The sequence below is a fragment of the Pantoea sp. SORGH_AS_0659 genome, from assembly GCF_031453915.1.
In the GTDB taxonomy this organism is placed as follows: Bacteria; Pseudomonadota; Gammaproteobacteria; order Enterobacterales; family Enterobacteriaceae; genus Pantoea; species Pantoea leporis.
In genome coordinates this window covers 522,374-535,062 of the sequence record NZ_JAVJAK010000001.1, presented here as the reverse complement: position 1 = coordinate 535,062, position 12,689 = coordinate 522,374, and the positions used below count along the sequence as shown (strand labels likewise).

At 58.1% G+C, this 12,689-nt stretch carries 14 protein-coding genes; 5 read left to right on the top strand and 9 right to left on the bottom strand.

Translation table 11 applies throughout. The annotated features are described in order from the left end of the window. Window positions 1–18: 18 nt before the first annotated feature. From Q3H59_RS02715 to dolP, 4 genes are read left to right on the top strand one after another with little or no spacing between them, the layout of a single operon-like run. A complete protein-coding gene (locus Q3H59_RS02715) occupies window positions 19–2,043 on the top strand; it encodes a penicillin-binding protein activator (protein WP_309833038.1) in 2,025 nt (674 codons plus the stop codon). Further along, window positions 2,001–2,396: a YraN family protein gene (locus Q3H59_RS02710; protein WP_008103534.1), complete on the top strand. Its 396-nt coding sequence runs from the start codon at window positions 2,001–2,003 to the stop codon at window positions 2,394–2,396. Before Q3H59_RS02715 ends, Q3H59_RS02710 begins: the two co-directional genes overlap by 43 nt. 14 nt (window positions 2,397–2,410) lie before the next feature. Continuing rightward, on the top strand, window positions 2,411–2,998 hold the full coding sequence (gene diaA, locus Q3H59_RS02705) for a DnaA initiator-associating protein DiaA (protein ID WP_007890352.1): 588 nt from the start codon (window positions 2,411–2,413) through the stop codon (window positions 2,996–2,998). A gap of 14 nt (window positions 2,999–3,012) precedes the next feature. Next, window positions 3,013–3,585 carry a division/outer membrane stress-associated lipid-binding lipoprotein gene (dolP, locus tag Q3H59_RS02700; protein ID WP_101762899.1) on the top strand — a complete coding sequence of 191 codons (573 nt, stop codon included), beginning with the start codon at window positions 3,013–3,015 and terminating at the stop codon, window positions 3,583–3,585. Between the two features lie 54 nt (window positions 3,586–3,639). Here the strand turns inward: dolP and Q3H59_RS02695 are convergent, their stop codons facing one another. Then, window positions 3,640–4,341 (bottom strand): pirin family protein, encoded by a 702-nt coding sequence (locus tag Q3H59_RS02695; protein WP_309833030.1) that lies wholly within the window; start codon window positions 4,339–4,341, stop codon window positions 3,640–3,642. A 129-nt stretch (window positions 4,342–4,470) separates the two neighbouring features. Between Q3H59_RS02695 and Q3H59_RS02690 the strand changes: the two genes are divergently transcribed. Continuing rightward, a complete protein-coding gene (locus Q3H59_RS02690; protein ID WP_101762897.1) occupies window positions 4,471–5,370 on the top strand; it encodes a LysR family transcriptional regulator in 900 nt (299 codons plus the stop codon). A 178-nt stretch (window positions 5,371–5,548) separates the two neighbouring features. Here the strand turns inward: Q3H59_RS02690 and Q3H59_RS02685 are convergent, their stop codons facing one another. The 8 genes from Q3H59_RS02685 to Q3H59_RS02650 form a co-directional block, all read right to left on the bottom strand. Next, a complete protein-coding gene (locus Q3H59_RS02685) occupies window positions 5,549–7,459 on the bottom strand; it encodes a transcription antiterminator (protein WP_217549751.1) in 1,911 nt (636 codons plus the stop codon). Window positions 7,460–7,483: 24 nt separating this feature from the next. Then, entirely contained in the window at window positions 7,484–8,221 is a 738-nt protein-coding gene (locus Q3H59_RS02680) for a 2-dehydro-3-deoxy-phosphogluconate aldolase (RefSeq protein WP_101762895.1), read from the bottom strand. Further along, window positions 8,218–9,339 carry a DgaE family pyridoxal phosphate-dependent ammonia lyase gene (locus tag Q3H59_RS02675; RefSeq protein WP_309833027.1) on the bottom strand — a complete coding sequence of 374 codons (1,122 nt, stop codon included), beginning with the start codon at window positions 9,337–9,339 and terminating at the stop codon, window positions 8,218–8,220. The genes Q3H59_RS02680 and Q3H59_RS02675 overlap by 4 nt, the downstream gene beginning before the upstream one ends. Further along, a complete protein-coding gene (locus tag Q3H59_RS02670) occupies window positions 9,323–10,456 on the bottom strand; it encodes an amidohydrolase/deacetylase family metallohydrolase (RefSeq protein WP_309833025.1) in 1,134 nt (377 codons plus the stop codon). Before Q3H59_RS02670 ends, Q3H59_RS02675 begins: the two co-directional genes overlap by 17 nt. Window positions 10,457–10,559: 103 nt before the next feature. After that, entirely contained in the window at window positions 10,560–11,207 is a 648-nt protein-coding gene (locus tag Q3H59_RS02665; protein WP_064738408.1) for a DUF4310 family protein, read from the bottom strand. Between the two features lie 12 nt (window positions 11,208–11,219). Then, complete coding sequence (locus tag Q3H59_RS02660; RefSeq protein WP_101762892.1) at window positions 11,220–11,996, bottom strand: DUF4311 domain-containing protein; 777 nt, start codon at window positions 11,994–11,996, stop codon at window positions 11,220–11,222. A gap of 27 nt (window positions 11,997–12,023) precedes the next feature. After that, window positions 12,024–12,320, bottom strand: coding sequence for a DUF4312 family protein (locus Q3H59_RS02655; protein WP_137386587.1), 297 nt, complete (start codon window positions 12,318–12,320; stop codon window positions 12,024–12,026). 2 nt (window positions 12,321–12,322) lie between these two features. Next, the gene (locus Q3H59_RS02650) at window positions 12,323–12,679 is read right to left on the bottom strand and encodes an SFCGS family glycine-rich protein (RefSeq protein WP_008103553.1); all 357 of its coding nucleotides are present in this window, start codon (window positions 12,677–12,679) and stop codon (window positions 12,323–12,325) included. Window positions 12,680–12,689 lie beyond the last annotated feature (10 nt).

The window sequence follows — 12,689 nt, the reverse complement described above, 5'->3', positions numbered from 1 at the left end:
AACATCACTGGATACAGTATGCTTCCTTCAAAAGTCGTACGTCATAAAGCAGGACGCTTAGTACCTGTTCTTCTCGCTGGACTGATTTTAGCCGCCTGTAGTGGTCAGGGACCGCAACAAACCTCTAACGTCAATATTCAGGGTCCTGCGACTGGCCGGTCTGACTATTATCTGCAGCAGGTGCAGCAAAGCAGCGATGATAGCAAGACCGACTGGCAATTACTTGCCATCCGTGCCCTGTTGAAGGAAGGAAAGTATCCGCAGGCGGCGAATCAGCTCAATCAATTGTCGCAGCAGTTAAGCGAAGTGCAACAGCAAGAACTGCTGCTGCTGCTCGCGCAGATGCAGATTGGGCAGCAGGATTACACCGGTGCGCAACAGCTGCTGGGCCAGGTGAAAAGCGGCGGCTTGTCGCAGGACCAGCAGGTGCGTTACTACGCGCTGCAAATCGCGGCGGCACAGAATCGCCCTTCACTCTCGCTGCTGCGTGCCTATATAGCGCAGGAGCCGCTGCTGAAAGGTGCCGATCACCAAAGCAATATCGATGCAACCTGGCAAGCGCTGACGCAGATGACCCAGGATCAGATCAACAGCCTGGTGATCAATGCTGATGAAAATACCCTGCAGGGCTGGCTCGATCTGCTGAATACCTGGCGCGCAAACAGCCAGGACCCACAAATGTTGAAAGCGGCGATTCAGGACTGGCAGACGCGTTATCCGCAGAACCCAGGCGCGAAGACACTGCCAACCCAGCTCAGCCAGGTGCAGAACTTCACCAAAGCGTCGACCAATACCATCGCGCTGCTGCTGCCGCTTAACGGCCAGGCGCAGGTGTTTGCCAATGCGATTCAGAAAGGCTTCACCGATGCGCGCAATGGCGTGCTCAATGCACCGGCGCCGGCACCGCAAGCCGCGCCAGCGCCTACGACAGCCGATGCCAGCGCACAGCCGACCGCGGACGCCAATAGCGTGGTCAGCCCCGCCGTTGCAGATAACACACCGCCGCAAACCGAGCAGTCGCAGCCAGCCGCACAACCCGCCGCCGCACAGGGCAACAGCAATGCGCAGGTGAAAGTGTATGACACCAGCAGCCAGCCGATTGCGCAGGTGATGCAGCAGGCGCAGCAAGATGGCGCCACGCTGGTGGTCGGCCCGCTTCTAAAAAATGACGTTGAAACCGTCGCCAATAGCAACACGCCGCTTAACGTGTTGGCCCTGAACGAGCCAGAACAGATCCAGAACCATCCGAATATTTGTTACTTTGCGCTTTCTCCTGAAGACGAAGCACGCGATGCCGCGCACCATATCTACGAGCAAGGCAAACGCCAGCCATTATTGCTGGTGCCGCGCAGCAGTTATGGCGACCGTATCAGCAAAGCGTTCGCGCAAGAGTGGCAAACGCTGGGTGGCTCAACCGTACTGCAGCAGCGTTTTGGCGGCGTCGGCGAACTCAAGCAAGGCATCAACAGCGGTGCGGGTATCGCGTTAAGCGGCACGCCGCTCAACGTTGAGCCCGCGCAATCGCAGAGCGTGGCGATTGCTGGCCTGACGATTCCTGCACCGCAAACCAGCGCACCGGTGCCAACGGCCGATGCCAGCAGCGGTAGCGTGGATGCGGTGTACATCGTCGCCAGCCAGGATGAGCTGCAGCTCATCAAGCCGATGATTGCGATGCGCACCAGCAGCCGCAACAATACCGCGCTGTACGCCAGCTCACGCAGTGCGCAGGCGGGTGCAGGCCCGGACTTCCGTCTGGAGATGGATGGCTTGCAGTTCAGCGATATTCCGCTGCTGTCCGGTAGCAATCCGGGCTTAATGCAGCAGGCGGCGAAGTCGTTCAACAACGATTATTCGCTGGTTCGCCTCTACGCTATGGGCATTGATGCCTGGACGCTGGCGAATAACTTTAACCAGATGCGTCAGGTGCCTGGCTTTGCCATTGATGGCAACACCGGCAAGCTGAACGCCGACACGGATTGCGTGATCAACAGGAAGTTGGCATGGAACCAGTATCGTCAGGGACAGATCGTTCCGGTGCAGTAAACCGCCAGCGCATTGGCGCTGAGCAGGAACAACTGGCGCGTCGCTATCTGGAGCGCGCCGGGCTGCAGTGGTTTGCCAGCAATGTACGCTGTCGCAGCGGGGAAATTGACCTGATTATGCGCGACGCCGATTGCTGGGTATTTGTTGAAGTGCGCTATCGACGCGATGCGCGCTACGGCGGTGCCGCCGCCAGCGTAACGCGCCAGAAACAACAAAAGCTGCTGCGTGCCGCCGCGCTCTGGTTGCTGGCGCGTGGCGGCAGTTTTGATACGGTGAATTGCCGTTTTGACATCATTGCCATTACCGGGCGTGAGCTGGAGTGGCTGCCCGATGCCTTTAATGCCGATGGATAGAACCAGGTGGTCTTGTGCAGGACAGAATTAAAGCGTGTTTTACCGAAAGTATTCAGACCCAAATCGCCGCAGCCGAAGCGCTGCCCGATGCGATTTCCCGCGCCGCGATGACGCTGGTGCAGTCGCTGCTGAACGGTAACAAAATCCTTAGCTGCGGTAACGGTGCGTCGTCGGCGAATGCTCAGCATTTTGCCGCCAGCATGATTAACCGTTTCGAGACAGAGCGCCCTAGCCTGCCTGCGCTGGCGCTGAGCGCTGATAATGTGATGCTGACGGCGATTGGTAACGATCGTCTGCACGATGAAATCTACGCCAAGCAGGTTCGAGCGCTTGGTCAGGCTGGTGATGTGCTGCTGGCCATTTCCACCCGTGGCAACACCCGCGATATCGTCAAAGCGGTTGAAGCTGCGGTTACCCGCGATATGACCATCGTTGCGTTAACCGGCCACGACGGCGGTGAGCTGGCGGGCCTGCTCGGTCCGCATGATGTGGAAATTCGCATTCCATCACATCGCAGTGCGCGCATTCAGGAAATGCATATGCTGACGCTGAACTGCCTGTGCGATTTGATTGATAACACTTTATTCCCACACCAGGAATGACTGAAGGAGCTCAAATGAAAGCATTGAACGCTGTCGCCATTCTCTTAACCGCCATGCTGCTGCAAGGTTGTGTTGCCGTGGTTGCCGGCGGCGCTGCCGTCGCCACCAAAACCGCCACTGATCCGCGCACCGTGGGCACGCAGGTCGATGACGGTACGCTGGAGCTGCGCGTCTCGAACGCACTGGCAAAAGATGAACAGATCAAAAACCAGGCGCGCGTGGTTGTCACCGCTTATCAGGGCAAAGTACTGCTAACCGGCCAGTCGCCAACCCCGGATCTGGCAAGCCGTGCCAAACAGATCGCCATGGGCGTTGATGGGGCCACCGAGGTGTATAACGAAATCCGTAATGGACAGAAAGTCAGCCTCGGCACCTCGTCATCGGATACCTGGATCACCACCAAAATCCGCTCGCAGCTGCTGGGCAGCGATCAGGTGAAATCCTCCAACGTCAAAGTGACCACCGAAAACGGTGAAGTGTTCCTGTTGGGACTGGTTACTGCAGAAGAAGCGAAGGCGGCGGCCGATGTTGCCAGCCGGGTGAGCGGCGTGAAGCACGTGACTACGGCCTTCACCATTCTCAAATAAGCGTTACAGCAAAGCATCAGGGCGACTTCGGTCGCCCTTTTTTGTGCATGAGGGTTAGGCGGGAAGGTCAATCACCAGCGCGCGCAGCGGCGTTCTGGCCTGCAGGCTAATCTGGTCCTCTTCGCTGAGAAACGCGCCGTCGCCGCAGCCTAGCGGCTGCTGGTTGGCGCTGCTGGCCTGCACATCCAGCGAACCATGGATCGATTGCAGGTAAGCGCGCGGTCCGTGCAATTTCACCGTGTACTGCTCGCCCGGCGCTAGCGTCACCTGATGCACCCAAACCTGCTGGCGCAGCTGCAGGCTGCCCTGCGCGCCATCGGGCGAGGCGATCAGTACGCTGGTTTGTTGCGGCAGGTCGCGCTTCTGCAACAGCGGGTTTTCACGTTCCGGACAGGCCGCCAGCCACAGTTGCATGCGGGTTAACGGGCGATCTTTGCTGATGTTAATTTCACTGTAATTCACGCCCTGACGCGCAGAAAGCAGCATCGCCTCGCCTTCACGCGCCACCAGATGATTGCCTTCGCTGTCGCGATACTCGGCTTCACCTTGCAGCACCAGATTCAGCACATCGACCTGCGGATAACTGCGCGGCTGGAATGCGGCGCCCGGGGCCAGAATTTCCTGGTTGAGTACGCGCAGCGACGCGTAGCCCATTAATTTTGGATCGAAATAGTGGCCAAATGAGAAGCTGTAGCGCGCCTGCAACCAACCGAAATCGGCCTGGCCACATGCGGACGCGCAGCGGGTTGTCATCATGATAATCCTCCGACGCGCTGCGGTGAGAACCGACCGCAGGCTTGATGGGATTATGGTAAAAGTCTGGACGCCGGATTGTAAGCCAGTTAATCTGCCTGGCATGTTCAAATTTACTGAAAGAGAATCGGCATGGCAAAAGACCGCGCGTTAACCCTTGAAGCTTTACGTGTGATGGATGCTATTGACCGTCGTGGCAGCTTTGCCGCTGCGGCCGATGAACTGGGTCGCGTCCCTTCCGCGCTGAGTTACACCATGCAGAAGCTGGAAGAGGAGCTGGATGTGGTGCTGTTTGACCGTTCCGGCCACCGCACCAAGTTCACCAACGTGGGCCGCATGCTGCTGGAACGGGGCCGCGTGCTGCTGGAGGCCGCCGATAAGCTCACCACCGATGCCGAAGCGCTGGCACGCGGTTGGGAAACGCATCTCACCATTGTTGCCGAGGCGCTGGTGCCTTCCGAGCGTTTATTCCCGCTGGTTGAGAAGCTGTCAGAAAAAGCCAATACGCAAATTTCTCTCATCACGGAAGTGTTAGCCGGCGCCTGGGAGCGGCTGGAACAGGGCCGCGCCGATATCGTGATTGCCCCGGATATGCACTTCCGCGCCTCAACCGAAATCAACACCCGCAAGCTGTACAGCACGATGAGCGTCTACGTTGCCAGCCCGGATCATCCCATTCATCAGGAAGCTGAGCCGCTGTCAGAAGTGACGCGCGTGAAGTATCGCGGCATCGCGGTGGCGGACACCGCGCGCGAGCGCCCAGTGCTGACGGTGCAGTTGCTGGATAAGCAGCAGCGTCTGACGGTTAGCAGCATGGATGATAAACGCCGCGCGCTGCTGGCCGGTTTGGGTGTGGCGACCATGCCGTATCCGATGGTGGAGCAGGATATCGCCGAAGGTCGTTTACGCGTGGTGAGCGCCGAGTATACGCGCGAAGTGGACATTATTATGGCGTGGCGCCGCGACAGCATGGGCGAAGCCAAAGCCTGGTGTTTGCGTGAGATTCCGAGGTTGCTGGCGAAACGTGGGTAGATTGTGCGGGGTTTCCCCCTCCTCGGTCCTCCCCCATAAATGGGGGAGGAAGATGCTGCCACATGTTAGTGATGAAGCTGCATGGGGAGGAAGATGCTGCCACATGTTAGTGATGAAGCTGCATCTCCTTCCCCCGCTTGCGGGGGAAGGCCGGGATGGGGGACAGCACGCACAACCCTTACATCCGACTCAAACAATCGATCGCCACCGCTTTAAAACTGACAAAATCCGCGCAATCGCGCAGCCGCGTCATCGCTCTTTCGCGCAGGAAGGTGACGAACAGATCGTAAATCGCCATCGCCTCTTCGTATTCACTCTTGCTGATCGCCAGCAGGAAAATCACCGATGCTGTCTCCTCGCCCCAGCTCACGCCATGCGGCGCCAGCACCGTGTAGACCACGGTTTTCTGCGCCAGCAAGCCGAGTGAATGCGGCAGCGCGATGCCTTCGCCGAGCAGGGTGCTGACAATCGCTTCGCGCTCCTCAACCGACGGATAAAAATCCGCATCGACAAAACCTTCGCTCTCCAGCTGATCGCACAGCAGGCGGAACAGCTCTGACTGCGCCATCGGCTTATCCAGCACCATAAAGTGCTGCGCGTCGAAGTACTTCTCCAGCATGTACGGGCGCGTGCGATCCACTAGCACCAGCTTGCCGAGCTGCTCCAGCTGAAACTCGGTTGGGAATGGCGACATCACCGCAATCGGCTTATTCTTCTCGCTGAGTCGCGCGGTGGAGATCACGAAGTCTTCATCGATATGCTCGCGCAGTTCATAGTCGCGCTGTGACAGCCGCGCCGTCACCACCAATTGCGGGTATTTGCGCAGCAGCAGCGCCTCAATCATGCGCAGCGTGGAGTTGCCGCTGTCGCACACCAGCAGCACCTGTGGATGGCGCTGATAGCCGACGTCGTAATGCCTCTCCAGCCCAACACCAATGTGCAGCACCAGGAAACCGATCTCGTTCTCACTGATAGTGTAAGGGGTGTATTTACCCCAGTTGGTCACCGCCGCCAGCGTCACATCGTAGGCCATTGGATAGTGCTGTTTGATGTTGCTCAGCAGCGGATTGGGGATGTGGATTTGGTAGCGCACCCGCGTGATCATGGTTTTGATATGGGTGAGCAGATCGGCGCGCAGCTGCTCATCATGCTGCAGCCGATAGTTGTAATGGGTGTTGATGTAATTCAGCAGGTAATCGACCAGCGCATCGGCGTCGTCAGCGTTAATGGTGCTCGGTGCCAGCGCCTGAATCTGGCGTGCGGCGATGTTGACCCGCAGCCAGTTCTCTTCCGCCTGTGAAATCGGTTTGCCGACCAGCGGACGCATCAGGTTAATCAGATCGTGCGCCGCCTCGCGCACTTCCTCGCCCACATCTTCCGCACCCGGATCGTTGAGCGGGAAACCTTCGCTGATGCGTCGTACCGCCACCGCGCAGTAGATTTGCAGATAGCGGTCGCCTTCATCGCTGAGGCGAATGGCGTGCTGGGCGAAGCACTGTTGCAGCAAAGGTTGGAGCTGCGCCAGAATGCCGCTGTGCAGCGCTTCCACCGTCAGCAGCGGGCTGTCCGGCGTCTCCTGATCGATCTGCCACAGCAGGTCGGTTAAGCAGGTGCGGATCGCCGCCTCGCTGCCAAACAGCTTCATGCCGTAATGCGGTTTGGTTTCGATATTAAGGTGATAGCGGCCCAACCATTCGCGCACTTCTGCCATATCGCTTTGCAGCGTGGCGCGGCTGACAAACCACTCTTCGGACAGATCTTCCAGCTTGATCGAATACGCCGCAGTCAGAAAGCGCGTCAGCAGATAGCGCACGCGCTCCTGCGAGGTACGCGGCACGCGCAGTGGCGTCGCGCTCTCTTGCTGTAAGCGGCCAAAGCGCGCCGCATCGTCAATTTTGAGTTGATATCCCGCGCCGCGCGCCAGCACAAACTGCGCGCCATGCTGTTCCAGCAGCGCGTTCAGCGCGGTGATATCGGTGCGCACCGTGCGCGTTGAAACGGAAAAGCGACGTGCCAGCTCATCCTGCGGCAGCGTTTCATTTTGCAGCGCAGCGAAAAGCTGAGTCAGACGCTGATTGGGAAATCTCACGGAGCCTCACCTGTTACTCATTTGTTACAGCAGTTTCTTGCACGTTGCCAGAAGCTGACGCACATCGTCAATGCGCGTGTCGCCGCTTGCGCTATCGATAATCGAACTGTAAACGTGCGGGATCACTTTGCTGACGCCCGCATCGAGCGCAATACGCACAATCTCTTCGAAGTTGTTGAGATCGATGCCGCCGGTGGGTTCCAGCCAGAAGTCGTGACGCGCGCAGGCTTCCGCCACCGCGCGATACTCATTCACCGCTTTCAGGCCGCCCATCGGGAAGTATTTCACCGAGCTGCCGCCCATGTCCTGCAACATGGCGATGGCGCTGTCGATCGGTACAATCGCGTCGGCGTTCTTCGAGCTGCGCGGTCCGGTGGAGATTTTCACCAGGCCCGGCGTGCCGGTCGGTGAAATCAAACCATTCACCACGGTTTGATTCTGGCCGAGCAGTGCACGGCTGGTCGCCACGCCGGTGAAGACCTGATTGACGTGCTGCGGTTGCAGCACCGCCGAGATCTCACTCACCATCGCCGACTGGTTCGGATCGCCCGCGCCCAAACCCACGGATAACGCATTGTCGATCAGCGCCGCATACTCGCGCATATCGGCAATGGCTTCTTCATTGCTGGCGTAGTTTTTTGACAGCACGCCCACCAGCACATGGCCTTCAGCCGCCTGCCAGATCGCTTTGGCGTTCTGCTTCGAACCGGCCAGCACGTTAAGGCACAGTCGATCCTGATAGAAGTTCGGGTTCAGACTCATGCGCGTTTTCCTCCGCTGATCAACGCCTGAATAGCGCTAAAGATGATGTGCAGCTGATCGGCGCTAACGCTGCGCACATCGGCTTCGATAATGCCTTCGTTGGCTTTGTAGCCACGGAAATAGATGGCGATGTCGCCAGTTTTCAACGCTTGCACCAGTTCGCCAGTCGGCCAGCCGGTGACCGCTTCATCAAACTTGATCTCGGCACGCGCAATATCGCGTCCGGCGGCATCCCACACCACGCGGGCGGTGACGCCGTTCAGCGTGTTGAGGTTGTCGATAAACGGCGTCATGTTGGCGACCATCTCGGCGCCGGTAGTTTTTGGCTGCACCAGATAGTTTTCAATCGCCTGCGTCAGCCCGAGAATGCCCTCTTTGCCGACTTTCATCGCGCGACCAATGCCATTGCTCTGGCGCTTCACCCACTCAACGTATTGCGTACGACCAATCACTAAGCCGCTGGTCGGCCCTTCAATCGCCTTAGCGCCGCTGTAAATCACCAGATCCGCGCCCATTTGGTAGTAGCACTGCAAATCTTCTTCCGCTGCCGCATCAACGATCAGTGGAATGCCGTGCTTGCGCGCCACTACCGCTGCCTGCTCCACGCTAAGATGGCTTTTCTGCACGCAGTGGTGCGATTTGATGTACATCAGCGCCGCCGTGGTCGGCGTGATTGCCGCCGCCAACTGCTCTGGCGAACATTCATTGCTGTAACCGGCTTCGATCAAACGCCCGCCGCCCAGCGCCACCATTGTGCCAACCGGCGCGCCGAAGTTCACGTTGTGCCCTTTTGGCACCACGATATCGTGCGGCACGCTGAGCGGTGCGGCGTGCAGGTTCTCCAGCAGCCAGTCGTTATCTTTAACAATCACCGCCGCCACGCTCTGCGCAATGCCCGCGGAGGCGCACGACACCACCACCGCGCTCTCCACGTCCAGCAGTTTGGCGATGTAAGCGCCGGTCTTGTTGACCAGATCTTTCATCTCGAAATAGTGATTCAGACCGTAGCTGATGGTCTCCACCACATCCGCAGACGGCGTGGAGACGCCGAGAATGGTCATGCGGCCCGAGGCGTTGATGACCTGTTTCAGGTCATATTTTTCATAGATCGAAGACATGATTCGCTTTCCCTTCATCAGTCAGATGCCAGTGACCGGCGATAACCACGGCCAGCGGCAGAATATGTTGTTCACCTAATACCCGTTCGCCTTCAGCATCAACGAACGGGCAGGCTTCCTCTTTGGCGGTAAAAATGGTCAGGTCGGCGTCATAACCGGCGGTTAAGCGCCCTTTGCCCGCCAGACGCAGGCCAGCAGCGGCATTAACGGTGACGCACTCGATGATTTGCGGCAGCGTCATGCCAATGCTAAAGAATTTCGACATCACGTGCGCCAGGCTATGCACCGGGCCGTTGATGCGGTTACGACAGTAAATGTCGGAGCTGATGGTGTCGGGCAGAATGCCCTGCGCAATCGCCTGACGCGCCACCTCAAAACTGAAGCTGGCGCCGCCGTGGCCGATATCCAGCTTCACGCCGCGCGCGATGGCATTTTTCACCGCTGCTTTCAGTTCGCCCTGCGGTGACAAGATACGGTTCGGCTTGCCGTTAAAGCAGTGGGTAATGATGTCGCCGGAGGTCAGCAGATCGGCGATCTCTTCCAGCACGGGTGGATTGTTGCCAATGTGCACCATCAGCGGCAAGTTTCCGGCTGCCTGCTGAATCGCCTTGGCCCGCACCAGCGGCTGAATGCCATTCTCGCCCACCACGCTGCTGCTCATGCGCGCTTTCAGGCCAACGATAAAGTCGGGACGGCGTTTCACCGCCTGCACCACCGCATCGCCATCAATCTGCGCCATATCGGCCAGCTCGTTTTGCGTCACAATGCCGGTGCGTGAAATGTTGATTAGCGCGCGTACTTCGGTGGTAGCCGAACGCGTGAGCTGATAAAAGTCGTCGATGTCATCAGCGCCGGTGCTGCCGGCATCCACCACCGTGGTGACGCCTTGCGCCATGCCAATGGTGTCGGCATCGTCGTGATAAATTGGGGATTGGGGATAACAGTGCACGTGGCTATCAATCCAGCCAGCGCTGACATAGTAACGTCCGGCGAGATCGCGCTCCTGCTGTGCCAGACCACTCACCTCGCCGACGGCGGCAATTTTGCCGTGCTGGATGGCAATATCCACCAGCTGTTCGTCGCACAGACGTGCGCGGCGCAGAATCAGATCAAACATGCTTACTCCTCACATACAAACGCTCATTTCGTAGCGGCGTGATTTATCGCGCAATAAATGGCGCCGCTACGGATATGTGCAGCCATATGGCCGCACATCAGTATCAGAGTGAGATTGGGAACATCGCACCCAACACCATCGCGCCCAAAATCGCGCCGCCGGTAATAGGCTTATTCCACAGGTAGAACAGCAGCGCCCCCACCAGCGAACCGAGACCAATGGGAATCGACGCCGCCATGGCCGACAGGATAATCAGCGGCCCGAGGAAACGGCCCGATGCGTTACCCGCGCCCATCATCACGTCTGCGCCGTAGGTTGAGTCGCTCTGGTTGATGGTGAACTTACGCGCCAGGATGATCAGATAACCTATCGCTAAGCCCACCACCAAACCCGTAGCCAGCGATGCGGCAAAGTTGGCGACCGGGAACACAATGCCGGCACCGAGCAGCAGCGCAGGCACGCCGAGGCCGACGCCGGTCTGGATCGCGCCGCCAATATCGAGAATCCCCACCAGCGAACCTTCGATAATGCGTGCAAACAGGAAGCTGGCACCAAACGCCGCCACCGCGCCATACACGCCGGTTTCCATACCGGAGCGCAGCATCGAGACAAACGCCACTTCGTTAAAAGCACCAATGCCGTACAGGTAATACATGTGCGTACCGGCAAATACGCCGGAGGAGAGCAGGCCAACAAAAATCGGGAAAGACCAGTCGGCGTACCAGAACCCTTTGTTTTCGTTCTCGTTCATGCTGATGGCTCCTTATTTGCCGCTGACGCTGTTGTGGATCATATCCAGCCAGCCCGGAATACCCAGCTGGAAGGATTGCAGCAGTTTCAGATCGAAACCGCGGAAGAAGCCGCTCAAGGCAAACAGCAGCACGATGGCAAACATCATCACCTTGGTGACTTTGTTCCAGCCGCTCTCTTCCACACCCTTACCGATCAGGATGCCCAGCACCAAACCCGGTACGGCGTTACCCATGATCAGCTGCGCCAGACCGCCAAAAATGGTGGCCCAGAAGCCAGATTTCTTACCGGCATCAATCGCTGCCAGCCAGAAGATCACTGGCATCACGGTATTCACCAGCAGGTTAGCCGCCGGCACCAGCACTTTTACTGCGGTAACCTGCAGCGCCGCCGGAACCGCAGACGCCGTGCTGTTAAGGAAGGCCACCACAATCATGCCGATGATGCCGCAGGCAATCGCCATGCGTTTCGGGTTGTGCAGCGTTTCCGCCACGTTGCGGTTTTTCACCATCAGTGCCGCCGCGCCCCAGTTCGGCAAAATGCGGTGATCGACGTCCTGCGTGAAGGAACCCGCTGCCACGGATGATGCCCAGGCGTTAAAGAAGAAGCCGAGACCAAAGGAGAAGTGCGATGCCGGATCGCCTTCACAGGAATTGAGTTCTCCCAAGGTACGGAACGCGCCCATACCTTGTGTGGTCGGTGCGTGGAACATGCGCGCTGCGCCCGCTCCCACCCCGACGCCAACCAATCCGCCAATGATTAACGACTTAAACAAAATGATTAAAAACATGTCGTCGTACCCTTGTTGTCGTTTTTATTAAGTCGCTATGAAATCCACCTTGTCGGTGTCGATCACAGTGACGCTAACGGTAATGTCCAGCTCAACGCTGTAATTCCGTCGCTCACGCGCGAGGAAGAAGAACAAGAATTTTTCCTTGCGCACGCTCTCCTGCGCGCGCAGCACCCGCACATCTATGGGTTCAATGCGCAACAGAATCTTTTGGCTGGTGCGCAGCACTTGCTGCTGCACCTTGCTGAGCGCATCGGCAAAGGCTTTTGCTTTACTGTCGCCTTTGCCCTGCACCGTTACCTGCGTCTCGTATTGCTGTTTCATACTTAGCTGCCGTGTTTTTTAGTCCAGGCCTGCACCAGACGCTCACCCAGCTCTTCTTTATCCATAAAGCCGAAGCCCAGCACAGTGGCACCTTCATTGATGGCGGTAACGCCTTCGTCAATCGAACGCATCCCGTGTTTGGCTTTGTAGCCATATTTGTTCTGCGCGGTAATCGCACCGGCACCGCCGCTGCCGCAGAAGGAGATACCGAAGTCGGCGTTTTCCGCTTTCATCACATCGCCCAGCTTCATGTCGGCTGCCACGCCTGGCACCACCACCGCACGACCACCGGCTTTCTCGATGCCCGCTGCTACTTTCTGACCTTTACCCAGACGATCGCCAATCACTACAGTTACCATGTTCAATTCC